This is a genomic window from uncultured Helicobacter sp., assembly GCF_937893305.1.
Taxonomy (GTDB): Bacteria; Campylobacterota; Campylobacteria; order Campylobacterales; family Helicobacteraceae; genus Helicobacter_D.
Window position 1 is genome coordinate 65,827 of record NZ_CALBGN010000012.1, and the last position, 22,707, is coordinate 88,533.

The following is a 22,707-nucleotide window of genomic DNA, read 5'->3' on the forward strand; positions in this document are numbered from 1 at the left end:
GGAAGGCTATGGAAAATTTGCTAATTAATGGAATCTTTACACTATTTATGCTAGCCCTTGCATTTTGGGATTATCGTAGTTATGGTAAGCAAAAGCACAGAGACTTTAAATCTATTATTATGAGTGCTGGGGTTTTAGGGACATTTGTTGGAATCTTTGTAGGATTGCAAGATTTTGATGTAAGCAATGTTGAAAACTCTGTGCCCTCACTTCTGGCGGGCTTGCAAACGGCTTTTTATACTTCTATTTTGGGAATGGCTTTGGCAATCTTGCTTTCTATCTTACAAAAAAGCAAGGCTGTTAAGAGTGATTTTGAAAATATGTTGGATTATTTTTCTTTACAAGCAGGCAAGCTAGATAAATTAGAGGTTTTAAATGAGCTTAAAAATACATTAAAAGAAATTGCAATCCAAAATAAAGAGAAGTTAGAATCACAAAACAATTATCAAAGTGCGCAAATTGAAAATCTAAAAACTTTAGAAAATTCTTTTAATACCACAAATGCCACTTTAAAAGAAGCAATGCACCATTTAGCAAAAGGAGCTAGCAAAGAGCTGATTTCGGCACTTCAAGAAGTCATTAGAGATTTTAATTTACGCATTACAGATCAGTTTGGGGATAACTTTAAGGAATTAAATAATGCTGTTACACAAATGATTGCGTGGCAAAATAGTTATAAAGATTCTATTGCTGGATTAGATAGCAGTTTAAAAAATACCTTAAAGGTTTTTGATTCTACAAAAGAATCTCTAGAGCTTGTTGCAAGTCGCAATAGTGAAGTGCTAGAAGTTTATAATGCCCTAGCAAACAGCATTGAAGCATCTCGCATTGAAAATGAAAAATTATCTAAGCTTTTAAGCGGATTTGAAGAAATGCACGCAAATGCCACATTAGCTCTTAAAGGTGTTGAAGAATTGAGTAAAAATTTAGATTCTACACACGAAAAATCTCTGCATTACACAAAAGAATCCTTGCAGGGTGTGCAAGGGTTTTTAGAGCAAAGCACGCAAGAATATCAACAAAGCGTGCAAAACTCTTTAGAAAATAGCTTAAAAGCACTTGAAGAAGACTCTAGAGAACAAAAAGCATCTTTATTAGCACTTCAAGAAGCATTTAACACCTTTAATAGTGCGTATCTCACACAAAATAAAGAGCAATTAACACATCTATTAAATGCGCTAAAAGAAGAGTTGAGTGCATTTATAGATTCTTTTGTAGAAAGTGATTCTAAATTAAAACATAAAAATTTAGAAATGATTTCACAAATTCAAAGCAGTATTGAAGAGCGATTAAAAGGTGTTGGGGAAAGTTTTGAACAAAACTTAGAAGTATTAGAAAACGCACAAAAGGAATCCTTGCTACTCATAGAAGAACAAGCCAAGCGCAGTGATGATGTGTTAATGCGTCACACGCAAGAAATGGGAAGTGTGGTTGAAAAAGCAAGCCATCACTTACAAGAACTTAGCGATAAAACACAGCAAAGCTTAAGCAAAAACTCCGACACACTAGAGCAGCATATTGCAAATGCGGTGCTAAACTTTGATACATTGCTTGGAAAAACAACAAAAACTTTAGAAGAAAATTTTGAAGATTCTAAAAATACATTAATGGAGTTAAGCAAAGAGATAGAATCACAAATGGTTGTAACAACAAAATCTCTAAATTCTCTGCTAAATGATACCGCACAAATCCTAAGCACAAGCACGCAAAATATTGAAAATTCTCTCACGCAAACAAATACAGCTATAACACAAAGTTTCAAAGAAACAACAGAGTCTATTTCACAAAATTTAGAATCCACAACAAATAATATCGGACAAAGCGTAACAAGTTTATTAGAGCAAAATCAAACTTATACGCAAAACTTAAATGGGTTATTAGAAGATAGCGTTAAAGCCTTTTCTAGTAGCTTAGAACAACTTCAAAAAGATTCTTTGCAACACACACAAGAAATACAAGGACAAATGCGTGCAAACTTTGCAGAATCTTATAAAAATGCACTAGATTCTTTAAGTGCATATCTTAAAAACACTACAAACACTTATCAAAATAGACTCCAAGACTTATCAAAACTTGGATTAGAGTCCAATCAAACACTTAGTCAAAACCTACAAACACAGCTGAATACTATTATAAAAGAATTTGAAAGCAATAGTCATAAAGTTATACAAAGTAGTGCAACTCTAGCGGAAAACTTACTAAAAACTTCTGCAAACTCCCTAGATACGCACGCGCAAAAAATAATGCAAAATTATAATGCGCTGGACAATAATGTCAAAACAACATTGCAAGAAATGGCAAAAAACTACTTAGGAATGCTAGAGCTTCTTACAAAACAAAGCCTTGAAACTCCAAAAAATGCAAGTGTAGAATTGCTTAATGCCTTTAATCTCTTGCAAAAAAATCTAGGAGATGCTCTGATGCAAACTTATCTCTCTTTAGAGAGCAATCGTAAAGAAATTGACGAAATTTTAAAAATCACGCAAACAAATATTACCACTTCATTAAGTCAAACAACAGAATTAAATAGCACGCTTTGTAAGTCTTTAGGAGAATTAGATGGCGCGCTTTCTAATATTACTTTAGGATTTCGTCAAGATTATGAATGGTTTTTGCGCAGAATCCGTGAGTTAATGGGAGCTAGGGGATAATGGCAAATTCTTATAAAGGTAATGAGTGGATTAGCATTTCTGATATGATGGCAGGAGTTATGATGATTTTCTTGCTGATTGCCGTATCTTATATGGTTGTTATTAGCAAAACAGAAAAGCAGCTGGCCTTACAAAATGCAGAGCTTAAAGAACTTAATAAACAAATGAGTGATATTGCAAAAACACACGAAGATTTAAAAATTACATTGCATAAAGATTTGCTTTTGGAATTTTCTAAAAATTTAGAATCTTGGAATGCTGAAATTGACGCTGATAATACGGTGCGCTTTAGGGAACCTGAAATTTTATTTGACTCTGGTAAAAAGGAAGTTAAAACAAGATTTCAAGAAATTTTAGATGATTTTTTTCCGCGTTATATTAAAATCCTAGCACAAGAAAAATATAAAAATGACATTGAAGAAATTAGAATAGAAGGACACACCTCCACAGAATGGCAAAATGCAAAAACGCTAGAGACACGCTATCTAGGAAATGCAGAGCTTTCACAAGCTAGAGCTTTAGAAGTGTTAAAATATTGTTTTTCTAAAATAGAAATCAAGGCGGATAAGCAGTGGCTAATCAAGGTTTTACGCGCAAATGGACTCTCTTTTGCCAAACCTTTAGAAACGCCGGAATTATCAAGGCGTGTAGAGTTTAAAGCGATCACAAAAAGCAATGAAAAAATTATGAACATTTTAGATCTCAATAAAGAAAGAGAACAAATACAAAATAAGGGAGAATAATGTTAGAAAAATTAGCTTTTACAAAACAAAATCCTAGCGTTTTTGGTGGGACGATGATTATTGCGGGAACTGCTATTGGTGCTGGAATGCTAGCTTTGCCAACAATTAGTGCTGGAATGTGGCTTTGGTATTCTTTAGGGTTAATGGTTTTGACTTGGATTTTAATGCTTTTAAGTGCGCAAGCGCTCTTAGAAGTAAATCTTTACTATGCGCCCGGTTCTAGCTTTCATACACTTGTTAGAGATAATCTAGGGAAATTTTGGAATCTTGTTAATGGTTTAAGTGTAGCATTTGTGTTATATATTTTAATTTATGCTTATGTTAGTGGTGGTGGCTCAATGGTAATGCACACTTCAATGGCTGTTTTTGGCTATGAGCCACCAAAAATATTAGCGGGGTTATTTTTTGGAATCCTACTTAGTGGATGTGTATGGTGGAGCACTTATCTTGTAGATAGACTTTCTGTTGTGTTGATTGGAGGTATGGTTTTAACTTTTATTTTTGCGATGAGTGGAATGCTAGGAGAAGTCAAACTTAATCATTTGTTAAATGTTGATAGTGATGGAAGTCCTTATGGGGTTTTTGTTTTTGTTGCTCTTTCTACTTATTTAACTTCTTTTTGTTTTCACGCAAGCGTGCCTAGCCTTGTTAAATATTTTGGCAAAGAGCCTAAACGCATCAATCAATGTTTGGTGTATGGAACACTTATCACGCTTTTTGCGTATTTAGTGTGGATTATTGCCTGTGATGGTAATATTGCGCGTGTAGATTTTAAAGAAGTGATTGCGCAAGGTGGCAATGTAAGTCATTTGATAGCTGCTGCAAGTTCAAATTTAAATGGCGCATTTTTATTGAGAATTCTTGAGGCTTTTGCATTTTTAGCAGTTGTTACTTCATTTTTGGGAGCTGGGCTTGGTCTATTTGATTATATCGCAGATTTATGCGGTTTTGATGATAGTAGGCTTGGACGCACAAAAACACTTTTAGTTGCTTTTGCGCCACCAATTTTGCTTGAAATGCTGTTTCCTGATGGTTTTTTAATTGCTATTGGTTGGGCTGGGCTTGCTGCAACAATTTGGTCTGTGATTATCCCAGCTTTATTGCTTAAAGCAAATAGAAAAAGGCTTGCAAATCTCCCGCAAGAACAAGGCGCATTTCGTGTAAAGGGTGGTAATTTTACTATTTATACCTTGCTTGTTTTTGGGAGTATTGTAGGGGTTTGCCATATTTTATATGTGTTAAATTATCTACCAATGTATAAGTAAGGTTATGAAAGAATTATTGCGCGTTTTTAATTATATTCAAAAATATCACGAAGATAATTTTGATGTGTTATATCTTGTTTTGGAGTTTTTATTTTTTATCAAAAACAAAGAACAGGGAAATGCGCTTTTAATGCAAAAAGACAAAGAAAAAGCATTAGAAGATTTTAAAATCTATTTGGAGCTTAATGGGGTGGAGTATTTTGGATTCCATATTGATTTAAACTATAAAAAGATTTTAAAGGCTTTATGGGGATTTAATATAAAAACACAGACTCTTTGGGAGTTTATTCACGCAATTACAATGCAAAAACCAATCCTTAAGCTCTATGAATATGCAACACCAGCAGAGATTAATTTTTTAGTGAGCAGGATTTTGGATATAAAAAATGGGGAGAGTGTTTATAATCCTTGCTGTGGATTAGGATCTTGGATTTTACATTTAGAGATGTATTCTAAACAATGCACATTTTATGGTTTAGATATTAGTTCTAAGTCAATCCGTATTGCCAAAGCACTTGCTATTCTTTTGGATTTTAAACAATGTTATTTAAGCGTTGGAGATCTTTTTAGTGAGCCTTTTAAGATAGAATCTAAATTTGACAAAGTCTTTTGTTGTCCGCCTTTATTAAGCCATTTAAATCTTAAAGCACCCAAGGAATCCAAGCTTGCTCCTTATAATAAAACAGCATTGGAGATTCCTTTTATAGATTATTCTTTAATGCGTTTTACTAAGAAAGCAGTCTTTATTGTGCGCACTTCACTTTTAATCAGGGGAGCAGGGGAGAGATTGTGTGAATATTTGCTTAAAAAGGGATTGCTTGAGTCTATTATTGAGTTGCCAGATAATATTTTCCCACATCAAGTAGAGTCTTATTCTCTCCTTGTTATTTCTCATACAAATAAACGCTGTCTGTTTATTAATGTTAGAAGTTTTTATGTAAAAAATGGCAAATACAATAAACTTATCAACCTTGAAGAAATTTTAGATTTATATTTTTCTAAGCAAGATACAAAATATTCTAATTTTGTAGAATATTCAAAAATAAAAAACTTAAATTTACGCATACATAAAACTAAAAGTGAAACGCAAATCCACTTAGAAAGTTTTTTAAAATGCGTTTATAGGGGAGCGCGTATCGCTGCTAGAAGCGATAGCGATTTAGTATCTTGCTATGATTTTGGCATTAAAGATTTTAAGCCTTATGGGTTTAGTAATCAATTTTGCGATTCCAGATTAAAAGCAAATAGCAAACAACTTCAAACACTGAAGATTCAACCTTTTGATCTATTGTTTTCAATGCGCGGAGTGATTCCAAAAATTGCAATCATCGGTAAAGATGCAGAAGATAAAATCGCACTTGCAAATGCGGGAATCTTAGTGTTGCGTCCCAAGAATTCCAAAATTGCTAAAGCATTATATTTTTATTTTTTAAGCAAAGATGGGCAAGAGAGATTGAGAAATTTTTATTTAAATCACAACGAACGCGTGAGTGAAAAAGAGATTAAAACATTAGAAATCTCTACAGACTTTTTAGATTCCATAGAGATTTATCAAAATGATTTTAAAAAGTTATGTGAATATGGGGAAATGATTACTAAATATGAAAACGCAATCAAAGAAACGCTGGGCTTTTAAGGTTGGAATCCTTTTAGAGATTCCAACTTATTAGTATTTAGAAACAAAATTAGAAATTCTTTGAATTCCTTCCTCAATGCTTTTTAAATCTGTGGCAAAAGAAAATCTAAAATATCCATCCATTCCAAAGCCAATTCCGGGAACCGTTGCTACACCAACTTGCTCTAACATATCTTTGCAAAATTGCATAGAATCTTTAGTGATGCTACTGCAATTAATAAAAAGATAGAATGCTCCATCGGGTTTAGTTACCTTTAAGCCCTTAATGGCATTAATTTTCTCGCACGCAAAATCACGCCTTTGTTTAAAGGCAACACACATTTGTTCAATATCTTTATCCGCACTTCCATTAAGTCCAACAATTGCTGCTTTTTGTGTGATAGAGTTAATATTTGATAGAGACTGACTTTGGAATCCATTTATGAATTTGCAGAGTTTTTGATCCTTTGTTGCAAGATAGCCCATTCTCCAACCTGTCATCGCAACAGCTTTGCTAAGTCCATTTATTGTGATGGTGCGATCTAGCATATCACTGCTTACACTTCCTGCTGAAGTAAAAGTTCCATCATACACAAGCTTTTCATAAATTTCATCACTTAGTACCCAAATGTTTGTTCCTTTTAGCACTTCTCCTATTGCTTCTAATTCTTCTCTTGAATACACCATTCCTGTTGGATTTGATGGAGTTGTTAGAATTAGCATTTTAGTTTTTGAAGTGATGGCGGACTTTAGCTGTTCAGTGGTGATTTTAAAATGATTTTCTTGTGAAGTTTCAATAAAAACATTCTTACCATTACTAAAAGTTACAAGTTCTGGGTAGGTTACCCAATAAGGATTTGGGACAATTACTTCATCATCTTTATCAATCAGAGCTTGAAAAACATTAAAAAGTGCGTGTTTTGCGCCACTTGTAACAATGATTTCTTTTGCAGAATAATTAAGATTGTTATCTCTTACAAGTTTATCGCTGATTGCACTAAGTAATTCTGGTATCCCAACTGTTGCAGTGTATTTTGTAAAACCTTCGTTAATTGCTTTAATAGCGGCATCTTTTATAACTTGTGGAGTGTCAAAATCTGGTTCTCCTGCTGAAAATGAAAGAATATCCTTTCCCTGTGCTTTTAACTCTCTTGCTAGTGTGCTAATAGCAATTGTAATAGATTCTGAAAGATTTGTAATGCGATTTGCATAATGGGCTTGCATCATAGCTCCTTAAAGCGATTCAATTTCTAAATAGAGAATATAGTTTTTTTCCTTTATAACTACTGAATTTTAGGCAAACATAGGAGCATGTTGGGTGCTAGATTTGTGGGCTTTAATATTTTAAATAAGTGAGATTACATTGAAATATTAGCACTATAAACTAATTAATATTTAGTCAATAAGGCTAAAGTATTATGAATTTTTTAACTAAAAGTATTGACAAGCCAAAAAAAAATCATTATAATTGTGCGTTTTAAAAAAATATTGATTCGGAGGTAATCCTATGAATTTTAAACCACTTGGAGAAAGAGTTTTAGTAGAAAGACTCGAAGAAAATACAACGACAGCATCTGGAATTATTATCCCTGATAATGCAAAAGAGAAGCCATTAGAAGGAATAGTAAAAGCGATTGGTTCAGAAGTTAAAGAAGTTAGTGTTAATGATAAAATCGTGTTTGGTAAATATTCTGGGACAGAAGTAAAACTTGATGGCAAAGAATATTTGATTTTAAAACTTGAAGATGTTTTAGGCGTAATTGCTTAGTAAATAAAAATAAAAGGATAAAAAATGGCAAGTAAAGAAATTAATTTTTCAGATAATGCAAGAAATCGTTTATATGAAGGCGTAAAGCAACTTAGTGATGCAGTTAAAGTAACAATGGGACCACGCGGACGCAATGTTTTGATTCAAAAAAGCTTTGGTGCGCCAAGTATTACAAAAGATGGTGTTTCTGTGGCAAAAGAAATTGAGCTTGCAGATCCTATTGCAAATATGGGCGCACAACTTGTAAAAGAAGTTGCGAGCAAGACAGCAGATGCAGCAGGTGATGGAACAACAACAGCAACTGTTCTTGCATATAGTATTTTTAAAGAAGGCTTAAGAAATATTACGGCAGGGGCAAATCCAGTGCAAGTTAAACGCGGTATGGATAAAGCAGCAGAAGCTATTACAGAAGAACTCAAAAAGATTTCAAGACCAGTAAGTGGCAAAAAAGAAATTGCGCAAGTTGCTACAATCTCTGCAAACTCTGATGCTAAGGTTGGTGAGCTTATTGCTGAAGCTATGGAAAAAGTCGGCAAAGATGGCGTAATCACAGTTGAAGAAGCAAAAGGGATCAATGATGAGTTAAGTGTTGTTGAAGGAATGCAGTTTGATAGAGGTTATTTAAGTCCTTATTTTGTAACAAATAGCGATAAAATGGAAGCAGAATTAGAGAATCCTTATATTCTTCTTACAGATAAAAAAATCACTGCAATGAAAGATATTTTGCCACTTCTTGAAGCAACAATGAAGAGTGGAAAACCTCTATTAATCATTGCTGAAGATATTGAGGGAGAGGCTTTAACGACTTTAGTTGTTAATAAGTTGCGTGGTGTGTTAAATATCGCAGCAGTCAAAGCTCCGGGATTTGGAGATAGAAGAAAAGAAATGCTAAAAGACATTGCAACACTAACAGGTGGTGAAGTGATTAGCGAAGAGCTTGGTAAGACTCTTGAAGCAGCAAGCATTGAAGACTTGGGTCAGGCAGCTAGAGTTGTAATTGATAAAGACAATACAACAATCGTAGATGGTTCAGGCAGTAAAGATGCAGTAACTGCAAGAGTAGGGCAAATCAAAACACAAATTGAAGCAACAACAAGTGATTATGATAGAGAAAAACTTCAAGAAAGGCTTGCTAAACTTAGTGGCGGTGTGGCTGTTATTAAAGTTGGCGCAGCAAGTGAAGTAGAAATGAAAGAAAAAAAAGACAGAGTAGATGACGCATTAAGCGCAACAAAAGCTGCTGTTGAAGAAGGAATTATTATTGGTGGTGGTGCAGCATTAGTGCGTGCAGCAGCTAAAGTCAATTTAAGCCTAGATGGTGATGAGAAAATCGGTTATGAAATCATTAAGCGCGCAATTTCAGCACCTCTTAAGCAAATCGCAAGTAATGCTGGGTTTGATGATGGCGTTGTGGTAAATAATGTAGAAAAAGATTCTAACGCTAACAACGGCTTTGATGCAGCAAGTGGAAACTATGTAGATATGTTTGATGCTGGAATTATTGATCCATTAAAAGTTGCAAGAATTGCGCTACAAAATGCTGTGTCTGTTTCAAGTCTACTTTTAACCACAGAAGCAACAGTGCATGAAATCAAAGAAGACAAACCTGCTATGCCTGATATGAGCGGTATGGGTGGAATGGGTGGCATGGGTGGCATGATGTAATTCTCCCCTTATAAAGTTGGAATCCTTTTTGGGATTCCATTTCTCTAAGTTCTTTTTAGCTTCTAAAATCTCTTTTCAAGCATAAAATCTTTAATTAATCCATAAGGCTTTCTAGTATTTTCAAAATATTTTTTAAGCTCCTCAGTAGATAATCAAAATTAATTGCTTTGCGAGAGAGATTCACTGCCAAACACCTTCATTTCGTGCTTTATTTTTGGCAATTAAGTCAATATTCCCCTCTCTTTCACTAAGCCAAGTCCATTCTTTTACATTAAGAGTGAACCAATCACATTCAAGTAAATTGCAATGGATAAACATTCCCAAACAACCCAAATCATACTTATCTCCCTTGCAATGATAAGTTTCTTTGTTAATTTTTATCATTCCTGATTCTTTCGCATATTCATCTATTGCTTTATACATATCTTCTAAATTATATTGATCTTCCTTTAAAATCTTTTCTTCATCCAAAACTATTCTTGTGCCTAAAAGTGGGTATGCCATTTTAACTCCTTTGTTTGTGTTGATTTTAATAAAAATACTTGATTATATATAACAAAATTTAATTCGTTAATTTAACTAATATTTATAAATAAAAATTAATCATTTATTTATTTGTTTATTTTGTAAATTTTTAAAAATCTCAACAACTAAAGGAAATGTATAAAAACCATCTTGATCCATAAAATGCCCGCCATTTTCTGTGGCAACTAGTTTTGCGTTTAATGCTTTTGCGACCTCTTTGCTTAAAGAATGCGGAACGATTTTATCGTCTTTAGAAGAAATGATAATCGCCGAATGAATATGCTTTTGCAGATTTTTATAGTCTGGTTTTGTCCTTGTAAAATCATCAAGAATTGGTAAAATTTCTAAAGGTTTATCAAAAGGAGAGACTAAGATAACTCCACCTATTTTTGAATGATTTTTGAAATGTTCTTGACTTAAAAATTGTAAAAGTGCGATTCCACCTAAAGAATGTGTAATAAAATAAGTTTCAGAATTTAGCGATGAAATCTGTTCTTTGAGATGTTTTATCCATTGCTCTAGACTTGGTTTATCAGGGGTTGGCATATTAGGGGTTTTAACCATATAACCTAAATTTTGCAATTCTTTTTTTACACTTGGAATCCAAGCATATTGACTTGTGCAATTAAAGCCATGGATAATATAGACTTCTTTTGCAAACAAAGGCAGGACAAGGATTAAACAAACCATTAGTAGCGTTTTTATCATTACAATTCTCCATAAATTTAGTGTGTCCATTATAGCTTAAATTTAAGTGTTTTTATGTAGAATCAAGTTTATTTATTTAAGGAATTTTATGGCAAACACACAAGATATATGGAATCTAAAATCACTTTTTAAAGATAAAGACTCTTTGCAAAAAGCAATGCAAAGTGCTATTCTCAAAGCACAAGACTTTGAGAATAGCTATAAGGGAAATCTTAACACGCTAAATGCGGAATCCTTTTTTCAGGGTTTAAAAGAATATGAAGCACTTTGCGAAGAATTATCACGCATAATGACTTATGCGTTTTTGTGTTTTGCGTCCAACACAAAAGAGGGTGCATTTTATGCAGAATGCGAAATGGAAGTGAATAAGGCACAAGATTTTTTATTATTTTTTGACTTGGAGTTTAACGCATTAGATGAAGCCAAAAAACAAGCATTTATAGAAAGTGCGAAAGGCTATGCGTATTATTTAGAGCTGTTAAATCAACAATCCAAATATCAACTTAGTTTAAAAGAAGAAAAAATCTTACTTAAAACACAGCCTGTGGGTGTGGATAGCTTTAAACGCTTATTTGATGAGCATTTAAGCCATTTGCGTTTCTTAATCACATTAAAAGGCGAAAATAAAGAAGTTAGCGAAGAAGAAGTGCTAAGTTTGCTCTATGATAAAGATAGAGAAGTGCGTAAAATGGCGCAAGAGTCTTTGAGTAAAACACTAGAGAAAAACCTGTCACTTTTGACTTATATTTATAATGTTGTGCGTAAAGATTTGAGAATTACAGCAGAATTGCGTAGTTATGAAAGTCTAGAAGAGTCTAGGCACATTGCAAATCAAACCACGCAAAAGAGTGTAGATGCAATGGTGGACACCATTAATAAAAATGTTGGAATTGTAGAAGAATATTACACGTTAAAAGCACAATTATTAGGCTATGATTGCTTGTATGATTATGATCGCTATGCACCGATTTTTAACGATGAGGCAGATAATTTTAGTTATATGGAATCAAAATCTATTGTGCTAGAAACTTTTGCGGATTTTTCACCAAAATTTTATGAAATCGCAAAGCGCGCTTTTGATGAAGGCTGGATTGACTCACATCCTAGGGAAAATAAGCGTGGTGGAGCTTTTAGTCATAGTGCAGTGCCCAGTGCGCATCCTTATTTAATGCTAAACCATACAAATCGTAGGCGTGATGCCTTTACAATGGCACACGAATTAGGACATACAATCCATCAATATCTTTCTTACTCTGTGGGTTATCTTAACGCTGATACACCTTTGACGACAGCAGAAACGGCATCTGTCTTTGCAGAGATGTTGCTTTTTGAAAGACTACAAAAAAACTTAAGCAATAAAGACAAAATTGCGCTTTATGCAGGCAAGCTTGAAGATGTATTTGCAACACTTTTTCGTCAAAATGTTTTTACAAACTTTGAGCGCTTAGTGCATCAAAAAGACGGAGAATTAAGCGCGGAGATGTTAAACACACTTTGGCAAGAAGAGAATCAAAAAATGTTTGGCAAAAGCGTGAAATTGACAGAAAATTACAAGTTGTGGTGGTCATATATCCCACATTTTATTCATACGCCTTTTTATTGTTATGCGTATAGTTATGGGCAACTTTTGGTTTTTGCTCTTTTTGGAGTATATCGTCATCAAAAAGAAGATTTTGTGGCAAAATATGAAAAATTTTTAAGCCTTGGTGGAAGCAAATCTCCAAAGGATTTGGTGGGGATTTTTGGTTTAGATATTGAAAACCCAGATTTTTGGGAGATTGGAATCCAAGAAGTTAGAATTTTACTAGAAGGTTTAAAAGAGATTTTAAAAGAAAGGTAGTAATGGAAGTTTTATTAAGGGATAAAAAATTTCAAACAATGCAAGAGCGACATTGTTATGAGATTTTAGAATATTTAATCCGCAAGAAAATTAGTTTTTCAATTCTTTGTAGTGTGGAGCGTGTGAAGTTTGAGCCAAGCCTTCCACAAGAGATTCGCAATGCCTTTAGTGAATTAACTTTGTTTATTTTAGCGGGTTATACTTTTGAAAGTTTGGAGCTTGATGGGAAGAATTTATATTTTGAAGCAGGTTTTGGTGAAGAAAATGTGGGTAGTTTTGTAACAGCACCATTAGATAGTATTGTGCAGATTTTACTCCCAAATGATGATGGATTACAATCGGATTTTTGCATTTATGTGAATCTTTTTGCGACTTTTTCTAAGATTGCGCCAAGTCCAGCAGAAGAAGAAGGAGTAAATAGCTCAATGCAAGCTCTTTTAGCTAATCCAAAAAACAAAAGGTTTAAAAAATAATTTGCTATACTGCACGTTTTAGTGTCTTACAAATGGAGAAAAAATGGATAAAAAAATTGATTTAGAGTTGTTTCGTTTTGATGTAAAAACAGATTATCTGCCTTATTTTGCAAAACTTACACTCAAAATTGCACCTGAAAAAACTCTGTTAGATTTGTTAAAAGTTATTCAAGATTCCATAGAAGATTATGGATATGATGCCTATGGATTTAAGATTAATGGAGTGGTGGTTTTTGACTTTGAACTCCCTATTGTGGAATTATTAAAGAAATTTGGTTCTGCGTGGAAAATAGAGCCGCTTAATGCGCATTTAGTGCTAAAAGATTTAGTGATTAATGTCGAACCATTTTTAAACAAACTTGCACCGCTTAGAGAACTCGGATTAGATGAATTGGCAAGTGATGAGGCATTAAGTATTTTTAAAAATGCTAGCAAGAAAGAAATTTGCATTGAAAGATTAGAATCTCAAACACTAAGCAACACTTTTTTGCTTTCTTTTATTCCATTTGCTTATGCAACGCCTCTTAGTGTTGAAAATCCTAATTATCTAGGAGAAGCTTATTTTTTACTTGCTGGAGCATTGTATGCAAAACACAAAACAGACAATATTTTAGAGGCAGTGTGTGATTTAGAAGATGGAATCTTAAATGCAGAATCTCTAAAAACTTATCTTTATCCACAAGATGATCGGTTTGATATTTGTATTAATGAGTTAAAAACATTAATATTTGATCGTTGTGAGAATCCAAAGATTCAAAAGTTTAAAACCAAGATTTTAAAAAGCTTATAGGGGGAAAAATGGAATCTTATATTCTTTTGCAGAACAATTTTTATCCATCTTCTAAACTTCTAACGCATCACATTAAAGCACTCTTAGAAAAACTTCATATTTCTATTGCTAACACACAATCTCTTATGCTTGATGATAAATTTTTGCCCTTTATTGCACCTGTGGATTATTATGCGCCTTTAGTTAGACTTTTGGATAATGCGTATAAGGATGAGAAAAAAGTCTTAGTGTATGATTCTCAAAGCTTATTAGTTATTACAAAACTTTTAAAGAATCTTTATGAAAATGTAGATTTTAGAGAAGAGATTTCTAAGTCTTGTGCGTGCAGTATTGATATTTTGAATCTTGAAAATAGCTTTGTCTTTGCGCCTGAAGTGCTTTTTGATAAAATCAAAAATGCAGAGATTAAACACAGGCGTTGGGAGGGTTTTAAATGTGCTTTTATAATTGACAGAGAGCTTGAAGAGCGTGTTTTGGAGCTACAACTTATTTCGCGCATTGAAAATGTAACCGGACTTAAAATTCTCCCATTTTTCAAAAATAGTTATGCGTATCTATTACAGAGCAATTTGGAGTTAGCTTATAAAATGGGTGCAATGGATTATTATGAAATGGTGGATTGTGGGGTAGATTTTATTTTAAACGCTAATCTTGGCAACTTTGAACTTATGGATCAACACACAAAGGCACTACAAAACGCTTCTGGGCGTGATACAGCAGAAGTCCCATTGTTATTTGTGCCACAAGTAGTATTGGCACTTTTTATGGATGCAAATGCGGAATCTTTAAAATTTAGCACGCATAAAATTCAACCACAAATGCTTTAATATGGTTTCTGTTTTAAAAGTCGTTATTTCACTTGGTATTGCAATGGCTTGGTATCAGTTAACTTCCAATCAAGAAACTGCAATTTTCTTTTTTGTTTTAATGCTTGGAATCTTTTTTATTCGTCCTATTGCTTATCAAAACCAAACTGAACGCCAAGAATTTATAGAAAAATACAAACGCTCAAAAGAACGCCAAAGAAACCTAGAGAGAATGCGTCAAGAAGAAAAGAAAAAGGCATTTGAAGAAAAGAAAAAAAGAATGGGTGGCGAAAAATAATGCGCTTAATGTTGCTTCAAACAACAACAACGGAATCTAATGCAAAACTATTGATTAAAACTGCATTAGAATTACGCTTATGCTCCTGCATTCAGCAAACACAAATCCAAAGTAGCTATGTGTGGAAAAAGGATTCCAACTTTTCACAAATTGTTAGCGAAGAAGAAGTTCTGCTAAATTTTAAGGTGTTTAAAAAAGATTTTAAAACATTAAAGAAAACTCTTTTAAAAAATCATGCTTATGAACTTCCAGAGATTGTTGGAATCAAACTTCACAAAGTTTCTGCAGAATATAAAAAATGGTGTAAAAACGCATTTTTAGATAATTTGGAATAATTTTTGCTTGGATTTTTATGAAACTTTAAAATAAAGGAAAAGTTATGCAAGTTAGCGACAAAAATAGCCAAATGTGGGGCTTGCTAAGTCAAGCTTATGATGAGAGCAAGTCTAACAATCTAACAGGCTTTACAAACAAAAACGATTCTAATTCTGTTTTTTCTACAAAAGAAACACAAAAAACACAAGGCATTGATGCTTTATTTGAAGCACCAAGTTCTAATATTGCCTCTAATGAAGTTCAAGATGTTTTTACACTAAGTTATGATTTCACAAAATTGCGTGATTTTGCAAAAGAATTTGGTAGTAATAATGGGAATTTGAGCGAATTAGGTAATGCAATGGCGCAAAATGGAATCTTAAATCAAGAAGAAAAAATGGGATTTGATGTGATTTATAAATTTAATCCAAATTTAGATTCCACACAAACACAAAATCTCTTACAAAACGCAAATTTAAGCAAAGAAAATATGAACTTATTGAGCAATGTTGAGAGAAAAATTAACGCAGTGCGTTATTTTGGCAATTTCTAGTGCAAAGCCTTAAAAACAGATTCCGCCAGCTTTTTAGTTAGAACTTTTTCTAGCTCTTCTAAACTTGCATTTTCAATGGCTAAAAAACTTCCAAAATAAGCTAGAAGCTTGTTTTGAACCGCTTTGCCTACACCTTTAGCGTCAAGAATTTTGGAGCGTTGCATTGTCTTTTGTTTTTGTTTTTGATGAAAAGTAATAGCAAAGCGATGTGCTTCATCGCGCAATCTTTGTAAAAATTGCAAGCGTTTATCGCTTGTTTCTAGACGATATTCTTTTAGATTTTCATCTCTTAAGATGTCTTTTGCGCCACCTTTAGCGCGATATGCCTTGCTATCAACTTTTTCTTTTGCGATTCCTATGACTTCTAAATTTACTCCGGCACTTTGTAATAATTCTTTTGCAAGATTAATTTGTCCAGCCCCTCCATCAAGCACCCATAAATCCGGTGGAGATTCTTTTTGAAAATCCTGTATGCGCCGTGTCAGCATTTCTCGCATTTGCGTATATTCATCTTTTCCTTCTAGGAGATAGTGGCGATAAGATTCTTTAAGAAATTCCTTGCCACCATATACAATCATCGCCCCAACACATTGTTTGCCTTTGTGATGAGAAGTGTCAAAAACTTCAAAACGATCAGGCGTGATTTGCAAAGAGAAAAGCATTTTTAAAGCACTTAAAACTTCATATTCATCATTTTGTTCTAAGCGTAAAATTTCTTCTCCATTTTGTATTGCAAGTTCACATAAGCGTTTTTTTTCTCCACTTTTTGGGAAGTGGATTTGGATTTTTTTGCCGATTTTTTGCTGCAAAAAGGATTCCAATTCTTGTGTATTTTCCCCTAAATCAAATGGGATAAGGATTTGTTTTGGGATTAATGGGAGAGTGTTAGAATAGTGATTAATAATTGCTTGTTTATAAATACTTAAGGCATCAAAACCTAATTCGTTTTTAAGATTTTGTGTTGTGCTTGAGATAATCTTGCCATTACGCATAAAAAACTTCACAAGAACAGCGCGTGTTTCTTCGCACACAAGCGCAAAAACATCTAAATCCACTAAATTTGCAAAATCCACAGAAGAAAGCGGACTTAGATTTTTGATTTTAATAATTCTATCTCGCAAAATTCCTGCTTCTTCAAAGCGAAGATTTTGTGAGAGTTGAAGCATTTTCTGTTCTAAGGGCGCTAGGATTTTTTTAGGGTTTTCTACGCAATCTAGGGCATTTTGAAGAATTTTTGCATATTCCTTAGTCGTAATCTTACCCTCACAGGGTGCTAAACAACGCTGAATTTGATAAAACAAACAAGCTTTTTTACTTTTTTTGCACGCTTCTTTTTGTGCAAGCGGAAAAATCTCATAAATGGAATCCAAAAGCTCTCTAGCTCCGCTTGAAAAAGGTCCAAAATAGCGCAAACCTTGCTTTTTGAAAACTTTACGCGTGAGTAAAATGCGCGGAAAATCATCTTGCAAATCCACGCATAAATAAGGGTAGGTTTTATCATCACGTAATAAGACATTGTATTTTGGCTTAAGTTGCTTAATGAGAGAATTTTCTAAGATTAGTGCATCGTTTTCATTTTTCACAACAATATAGCGTAATTGTGCAATTTGACTAACCATTTGAAAGATTCTTTGACTTAAATTTGGAGCAGGAGCTAAGTTTGGCGTGAAACGAAAATAGCTTTTAATGCGATTTTTTAGATTCTTTGCTTTACCAACATAAAGAAGTCTCCCTTGTGCGTCAAAATAATGATATACGCCACTAGTATTTGGAATCTTTTTTAAAGTGTCCAATAGAGTTTCAGAAAGCGGCTTAAGAGAAGATTTCATTGTGTATTATTCTTGGTTTTTTAAAATATTATGTCGAATTGATTCAAAGAGTGCGTGAATTTTTGAGTCTTTTGCTAGGTTTTCAAATTCACCATAGCTTAACTCACCATAGGTTAATGGAATTGCAATTTCTTGATTTCTCTCCACTTCTTTTTTGTAAAGATTATGGGTTACAAAAGTTTTTATATCGCTAATTTCTAAAAGACTATTTTTTTCTTGTTGATATTGTTTCAAAAGTTGTTTAACTAAGTGGATTTTATGATAGAATTCTTGTTTAAAACAAGGATGCTTTAATGCGATAAATAAATCTTTATCCATAGTGTAGCTAAAAGCTATCCCATTTTTAAGGCTTAAAGGTAACATTTGGATAAAAGATTCTGATTCCCTAATTTCATGGAATCTTTTATAATTAGGAGAGCTTAAAAGATGCGTCAAAACTTGCGATATATTTTTCATTTTTTGATTATAACACAGATTCTTTTGTTTGGTGCTTTAAGCACAGGCTGTGGATTTAAAGATGATCCTTTTAGAAGCACGCAAACACAACCTTAAAAAGATGAAGAAATGCTACATTTTGATGTAATTATTGTGGGTGCTGGTGTCGCTGGCTTGTATGCTTCTTTAAATTTACCTAAGCATTTAAAAGTCTTAATTTTATGCAAGGATCAACCTTGGGAGTGCAATACTTTTTATGCGCAAGGTGGAATTGCTGTTGCAAAAAATGTAGAAGATATTGCATTACACATTAAAGATACGCTTAATGCTGGAGCTGGAATGTGTGATGAAAGTGCCGTAAAGGCACTAAGTGAAGAAAGCTTATGGGTCTTAGAAGACTTAATAGAGCGTCAAACTCCTTTTGACAAAGATGTCAATGGGAATTTGCTTTTTACCAAAGAGGCAGCACATAGCACCTCACGCATTATTCACGCAGGGGGAGATTCTACAGGGCGTGCGTTGCATTCTCATTTAATGGCGCAAATCTCACACACTTTGTGGAAAAATGCAACAGTTACAGAACTTCTTATTGAAAACAACCATTGCTATGGGGTTAGCGTGCTAACTAAGCGTGGAAACTACAATCTTTATGCGAATCATATTATTTTAGCAAGCGGTGGCGTGGGAGCTCTTTTTGAATACCACACAAATGCACATACAATCTCTAGTGAGTTACACGGAATGATTCTTGAAAATGGATTAAAGCTAAAAGATATGGAGATGTTGCAATTTCATCCAACCGTTTTTGTCAAAACACATCACGCGCGTAAAATGCTACTTAGTGAAGCTTTAAGGGGAGAAGGGGCGAAAGTTGTGGATTTTTGGGGGAATCGTTTTTTGTTTGATTATGACAAGCAAGGGGAATTAGCCTCAAGAGATAAGGTTGCTAGAAGCATTTTTGATTACCAATTAAAATTACAAGAAAAATTTAAAAAACAAGAAGAATTAGAAATCTATTTAGATTTAAGTGAATTTTCTAAAGAATTTTTCTATAATCGTTTTCCTAATATTTCAAGGAATCTTAATGCTTTTGGATACGATTTACCCAAAGATAGGATTCCAATTTCTCCAGCATTTCATTATTGTATGGGCGGTATTGAAACTGATGGTGTAGGTAAGGTTGTAGGAATGGAAAATCTCTATGCGGTGGGTGAATGTGCTTGCACAGGAGTTCATGGTGCAAATCGTCTAGCTTCAAATTCCTTGCTTGAAGGCTTGGTGTTTTCAAGGCGAAGTGCCAGAGATATTCTAGGTTGCTATGGAGCAAGGGGTGAGCAAAAAATTAGGGAATTTTTATTGCATACAGAGGTTTTACAAAATACGCAAGATGAAAATCTTAAAGCGATTTTGCGTCATTTAATGTGGAGCAAAGTTGGCATTATGCGCAAAAAATCTGGTCTTAATGAAGCTTTAGGAGGTGTCGAAGTAATGTTGCAAAGTGGAGTAGGGCGATTACTTCGCTTGCGCTTGCTAACTGCAAAAAACATTATTGAATCAGCACTTAAACGCGATGCATCTGTTGGAGCGCATTATCTTACAGAATAAAGGAGAATCAATGAAAAACAAAATGAGATTACGCAACAAATTTAAAAACAAATTCTTAAAAAAACAAGAGAATGCAAAAATGGATAAGCTTAGAAAAACGCTTTTAAGAGATTTAGAAGATATACAAAAAAAGCCTAGAAAATCTAAAAATGCAGAATCCAAAAACGATTATTCTTTCTTTTAAGAAATTAGAATTAGAACTCAAAAATATTTAAAAACTTTTTGGCGCGCTCACTTTTAGGGTTTGCAAAAAACTCTTTAGGTGTTGCAATTTCTGCAATTTTTCCGTGATCAAAAAATACAATTCTATCTGCTACGAGTTTTGCAAACTTCATTTCGTGAGTTACTAGTATCATTGTCATACCATTTTCTGCAAGCTCCTTGATGACTTCTAAAACTTCTTTTACCATTTCAGGATCCAATGAAGCAGTAACTTCATCAAAAAGCATAATTTCTGGATTCATACACAATGCACGGACAATTGCTACGCGCTGTTTTTGCCCACCGCTTAATTCTTTAGGGTATGCATCTTTTTTGTGTGCTAATCCAACACGCTGTAATAACCTAAGTGCTTCTTTTTTTGCTTCATCTATACTTTTATTTTGCACTTTAATGGGGGCTAAAGTAATGTTTTCTAAAACATTTAAATGCGGAAAGAGTTCATAGTTTTGAAATACCATTCCAATTTTTTGACGCACTTTGCTCCATTTTGTTTTCACACCATCACCATTAATTTGCACACCATCTAAATAAATCTTGCCGCCTTGTATGGATTCTAATCCATTAATACAACGTAAAAAAGTGCTTTTTCCACAGCCACTAGGTCCTAAAATCGCACAAACTTCACCTTTTTTAATTTCTAAACTAACACGATCTAAAATAAGATGATCTGCATACTTTTTTATGATATTTTCTAATTTTAGTAAAACCATCACAATCCTTAAATCAGTTTTTGCTCTAAATGACGACTAAGCAAAGAGAGTGGATAGCAAAGCGCAAAATACATAATAAAGATTCCACCATATACCCAAAAACTAGCCGTAGGATAACTTATGAGATTAACTTCAATAATCTGTTGCCCCACCTTTAGCATATCGCTAACTCCTATAAGTGCTGCTAGAGAAGTTGTTTTTATCATTCTAGTAAAGAGATTAACGAGGCTTGGAAGCAAGCGTTTAAAGCTTTGCGGGAAGATTACAAACACTTGCACCTGCCATTCTTTTAACCCTAATGCTCTAGCACTCTGTTCTTGATGTTTTGGCAAGCTTGAGATTGCTCCACGCACCAAATCCCCCATTTCTGCAATCCCCCAAAGACTAAAAGCTAAAATACAAGCCCCAACACCACTTAGATTAATCACGCTTGAAAAACCAAAATAAACAATAAAAAGCCACGCTAAAATAGGGATAATACGTATAGATTCTAAATACAAACGACAAATACTTCTTAAAAACTTGGATTTTAGGGTCATTAAATATCCCAGAACAAAACCAAAACAACAAGAAAACAAAATTGCAATAAATGCAATTTGTAAAGTAACAAAAACACCCTGTAAAATTCTTAAAAGATTTTGAGGTAAGAATAAGACTTCCATATCCTATCTCAAAGTTTTCTTATAGTGTTTTTCTAACAGAGAAAATCCCACCGATAAAGGTAGCAAAACAATCAAGTAGCAAAGCACTAATAAAAGTAAGGTTTCATTTGTTTTATAATAATTCCCTATTAGGTCTTTTGTTGCAAATAACACATCTGCAAGAGCAATCGCACTAACAACAGAAGTTTCTTTGAGAAGAAAAATCACATTTGCGCCAATATAAGGGAGGCTCACCATTAAACTTTGAGGCAAAACAATAAAAAAGATAAGTTGTTTTTCGTTAAGCCCCAAACTACGTCCCGATTCTATTTGAATTATCCCTACAGATTCTAGTCCTGCACGAAAGGATTCTGCCATATAACTCCCACCTAAAAACACAACACCAATAAGTGCGCAAGTATAACTATCTAGCTTTAACCCAATTTGTGGTAAGCCATAGTATAAGAAGAATAACTGAATCAATAAGGGAGTATTGCGTGAAAGCTCAATATAACCTTGTGCTAGAGTGTTTAAAAAGCGCACCCTATAATACTGCACAAGTGCAATGAAAAATCCAAAAATAAGAGAAAAAACGATTCCAAAAAATGAAAGATGTAATGTGAGCCAAAGAGCTTTTATAAAAGTTGGAATCGCATTTTTCATAAATACTAAATCAAGACTTAAAAACAATTCTGGCAAGACATTTCCTTGTAGAAAATTCTAGGATTATACAAAAAAAATGTTTAATTTTTCTCCGCTTTAAGTCTGTTTTGCTACAATCACAACTTTGAAAATAACTTTAAAGGGAGTTGTTGTGATTTTTTATTATGTGAAAATTTTTCATATCATTTCTTTTGTCTCTTGGATGGCAATGCTCTTTTATCTACCACGCCTTTTTGTTTATCACGCCGAACATATTGAAAATAAAGGTTTTGTGGAAGTTGTAAAAATCCAAGAAGAAAAACTTTACAATTTTATCGGTTATCCTGCTTTAATTGCAACATTTGCTTCTGGGATTTGGCTACTTGTATTAGAGCCTAGTTTTTTGACAGGTGGCGGCTGGATGCACGCTAAGATTTTACTTGTTGTGCTGTTGTTAGCTTATCATTTTAGTTTATATCGCTATATGGTGGCTTTTAGAGAAAATCGTTGCAAAAAAAGTGGAAAATTTTTTCGCGCATACAATGAAGTGCCAACGCTTGCATTAATCCTTATTACAATTTTAGTGATTTTAAAACCATTTTAAAGGT

The 22,707-nt window shown here is 33.6% G+C and carries 25 protein-coding genes and 1 pseudogene; 17 read left to right on the forward strand and 9 right to left on the reverse strand.

Features of this window, described 5'->3' with window-relative positions; all coding sequences use genetic code 11:
- Positions 1-8: 8 nt before the first annotated feature.
- The 4 genes from Q0358_RS02345 to Q0358_RS02360 are packed head-to-tail and all read left to right on the forward strand — an operon-like array spanning position 9 to position 6,295.
- Positions 9-2,651 (forward strand): hypothetical protein, encoded by a 2,643-nt coding sequence (locus tag Q0358_RS02345; protein ID WP_299546622.1) that lies wholly within the window; start codon positions 9-11, stop codon positions 2,649-2,651.
- The gene (locus Q0358_RS02350; protein ID WP_299546624.1) at positions 2,651-3,394 is read left to right on the forward strand and encodes an OmpA family protein; all 744 of its coding nucleotides are present in this window, start codon (positions 2,651-2,653) and stop codon (positions 3,392-3,394) included. Before Q0358_RS02345 ends, Q0358_RS02350 begins: the two co-directional genes overlap by 1 nt.
- A complete protein-coding gene (locus Q0358_RS02355; protein WP_299546627.1) occupies positions 3,394-4,659 on the forward strand; it encodes an aromatic amino acid transporter in 1,266 nt (421 codons plus the stop codon). The genes Q0358_RS02350 and Q0358_RS02355 overlap by 1 nt, the downstream gene beginning before the upstream one ends.
- Before the next feature lie 4 nt (positions 4,660-4,663).
- Complete coding sequence (locus Q0358_RS02360) at positions 4,664-6,295, forward strand: N-6 DNA methylase (RefSeq protein ID WP_299546629.1); 1,632 nt, start codon at positions 4,664-4,666, stop codon at positions 6,293-6,295.
- Positions 6,296-6,325: 30 nt separating this feature from the next.
- Here Q0358_RS02360 and Q0358_RS02365 read toward each other — a convergent pair whose 3' ends face one another.
- A complete protein-coding gene (locus tag Q0358_RS02365) occupies positions 6,326-7,498 on the reverse strand; it encodes a pyridoxal phosphate-dependent aminotransferase (protein WP_299547034.1) in 1,173 nt (390 codons plus the stop codon).
- A 283-nt stretch (positions 7,499-7,781) separates the two neighbouring features.
- Between Q0358_RS02365 and groES the strand changes: the two genes are divergently transcribed.
- Positions 7,782-8,042: a co-chaperone GroES gene (gene groES / locus Q0358_RS02370; protein WP_299546631.1), complete on the forward strand. Its 261-nt coding sequence runs from the start codon at positions 7,782-7,784 to the stop codon at positions 8,040-8,042.
- Between the two features lie 24 nt (positions 8,043-8,066).
- Positions 8,067-9,707: a chaperonin GroEL gene (gene groL, locus Q0358_RS02375; RefSeq protein WP_299546633.1), complete on the forward strand. Its 1,641-nt coding sequence runs from the start codon at positions 8,067-8,069 to the stop codon at positions 9,705-9,707.
- Positions 9,708-9,781: 74 nt separating this feature from the next.
- Here groL and Q0358_RS02380 read toward each other — a convergent pair.
- The 3 genes and pseudogenes from Q0358_RS02380 to Q0358_RS02390 all read right to left on the reverse strand — a co-directional run.
- Positions 9,782-9,891: pseudogene (locus Q0358_RS02380) on the reverse strand (vapd); the annotation flags it as partial.
- Positions 9,888-10,211 (reverse strand): hypothetical protein, encoded by a 324-nt coding sequence (locus Q0358_RS02385; protein ID WP_299546635.1) that lies wholly within the window; start codon positions 10,209-10,211, stop codon positions 9,888-9,890. The gene Q0358_RS02385 and the pseudogene Q0358_RS02380, both read right to left, overlap by 4 nt.
- Before the next feature lie 99 nt (positions 10,212-10,310).
- The gene (locus Q0358_RS02390; RefSeq protein WP_299546637.1) at positions 10,311-10,940 is read right to left on the reverse strand and encodes an alpha/beta hydrolase; all 630 of its coding nucleotides are present in this window, start codon (positions 10,938-10,940) and stop codon (positions 10,311-10,313) included.
- Positions 10,941-11,028: 88 nt separating this feature from the next.
- Between Q0358_RS02390 and Q0358_RS02395 the strand changes: the two genes are divergently transcribed.
- From Q0358_RS02395 to Q0358_RS02425, 7 genes are read left to right on the forward strand one after another with little or no spacing between them, the layout of a single operon-like run.
- Positions 11,029-12,780, forward strand: coding sequence for a M3 family oligoendopeptidase (locus Q0358_RS02395; protein ID WP_299546639.1), 1,752 nt, complete (start codon positions 11,029-11,031; stop codon positions 12,778-12,780).
- A gap of 2 nt (positions 12,781-12,782) precedes the next feature.
- Entirely contained in the window at positions 12,783-13,253 is a 471-nt protein-coding gene (locus tag Q0358_RS02400) for a hypothetical protein (RefSeq protein WP_299546641.1), read from the forward strand.
- 43 nt (positions 13,254-13,296) lie between these two features.
- The gene (locus Q0358_RS02405) at positions 13,297-14,043 is read left to right on the forward strand and encodes a DUF5644 domain-containing protein (RefSeq protein WP_299546643.1); all 747 of its coding nucleotides are present in this window, start codon (positions 13,297-13,299) and stop codon (positions 14,041-14,043) included.
- Positions 14,044-14,051: 8 nt separating this feature from the next.
- A complete protein-coding gene (locus Q0358_RS02410) occupies positions 14,052-14,870 on the forward strand; it encodes a hypothetical protein (protein ID WP_299546645.1) in 819 nt (272 codons plus the stop codon).
- A gap of 1 nt (position 14,871) precedes the next feature.
- Positions 14,872-15,147, forward strand: a complete 276-nt coding sequence (locus Q0358_RS02415) for a hypothetical protein (RefSeq protein ID WP_299546647.1) — start codon at positions 14,872-14,874, stop codon at positions 15,145-15,147.
- A complete protein-coding gene (gene cutA, locus Q0358_RS02420) occupies positions 15,147-15,482 on the forward strand; it encodes a divalent cation tolerance protein CutA (RefSeq protein ID WP_299546649.1) in 336 nt (111 codons plus the stop codon). Before Q0358_RS02415 ends, cutA begins: the two co-directional genes overlap by 1 nt.
- 44 nt (positions 15,483-15,526) lie before the next feature.
- Positions 15,527-16,015: a hypothetical protein gene (locus Q0358_RS02425; protein ID WP_299546651.1), complete on the forward strand. Its 489-nt coding sequence runs from the start codon at positions 15,527-15,529 to the stop codon at positions 16,013-16,015.
- Here the strand turns inward: Q0358_RS02425 and uvrC are convergent.
- Positions 16,012-17,844: an excinuclease ABC subunit UvrC gene (uvrC, locus tag Q0358_RS02430; RefSeq protein WP_299546653.1), complete on the reverse strand. Its 1,833-nt coding sequence runs from the start codon at positions 17,842-17,844 to the stop codon at positions 16,012-16,014. The genes Q0358_RS02425 and uvrC overlap by 4 nt on opposite strands.
- A gap of 6 nt (positions 17,845-17,850) precedes the next feature.
- Positions 17,851-18,162, reverse strand: coding sequence for a hypothetical protein (locus Q0358_RS02435; RefSeq protein ID WP_299546655.1), 312 nt, complete (start codon positions 18,160-18,162; stop codon positions 17,851-17,853).
- Positions 18,163-18,270: 108 nt separating this feature from the next.
- Here Q0358_RS02435 and Q0358_RS02440 point away from each other — a divergent pair, with 108 nt between their 5' ends.
- From Q0358_RS02440 to Q0358_RS02450, 3 genes are read left to right on the forward strand one after another with little or no spacing between them, the layout of a single operon-like run.
- On the forward strand, positions 18,271-18,396 hold the full coding sequence (locus Q0358_RS02440; protein WP_299546657.1) for a hypothetical protein: 126 nt from the start codon (positions 18,271-18,273) through the stop codon (positions 18,394-18,396).
- Between the two features lie 12 nt (positions 18,397-18,408).
- Positions 18,409-19,884 (forward strand): FAD-binding protein, encoded by a 1,476-nt coding sequence (locus Q0358_RS02445; protein WP_299546660.1) that lies wholly within the window; start codon positions 18,409-18,411, stop codon positions 19,882-19,884.
- A 10-nt stretch (positions 19,885-19,894) separates the two neighbouring features.
- Positions 19,895-20,068, forward strand: coding sequence for a hypothetical protein (locus Q0358_RS02450; protein WP_299546662.1), 174 nt, complete (start codon positions 19,895-19,897; stop codon positions 20,066-20,068).
- Positions 20,069-20,078: 10 nt separating this feature from the next.
- Here the strand turns inward: Q0358_RS02450 and Q0358_RS02455 are convergent, their stop codons facing one another.
- Genes Q0358_RS02455 through Q0358_RS02465 form a run of 3 tightly spaced genes read right to left on the reverse strand, consistent with a single transcriptional unit; the run spans position 20,079 to position 22,120 of the window.
- Positions 20,079-20,819 carry an amino acid ABC transporter ATP-binding protein gene (locus tag Q0358_RS02455; protein WP_299546664.1) on the reverse strand — a complete coding sequence of 247 codons (741 nt, stop codon included), beginning with the start codon at positions 20,817-20,819 and terminating at the stop codon, positions 20,079-20,081.
- A gap of 5 nt (positions 20,820-20,824) precedes the next feature.
- Positions 20,825-21,478, reverse strand: a complete 654-nt coding sequence (locus Q0358_RS02460; RefSeq protein WP_299546666.1) for an amino acid ABC transporter permease — start codon at positions 21,476-21,478, stop codon at positions 20,825-20,827.
- Between the two features lie 3 nt (positions 21,479-21,481).
- A complete protein-coding gene (locus Q0358_RS02465; RefSeq protein ID WP_299547037.1) occupies positions 21,482-22,120 on the reverse strand; it encodes an amino acid ABC transporter permease in 639 nt (212 codons plus the stop codon).
- A 151-nt stretch (positions 22,121-22,271) separates the two neighbouring features.
- On the opposite strand from Q0358_RS02465, the gene hemJ reads away from it, so the two are divergent.
- Positions 22,272-22,703, forward strand: a complete 432-nt coding sequence (hemJ, locus tag Q0358_RS02470; RefSeq protein WP_299546668.1) for a protoporphyrinogen oxidase HemJ — start codon at positions 22,272-22,274, stop codon at positions 22,701-22,703.
- Positions 22,704-22,707 lie beyond the last annotated feature (4 nt).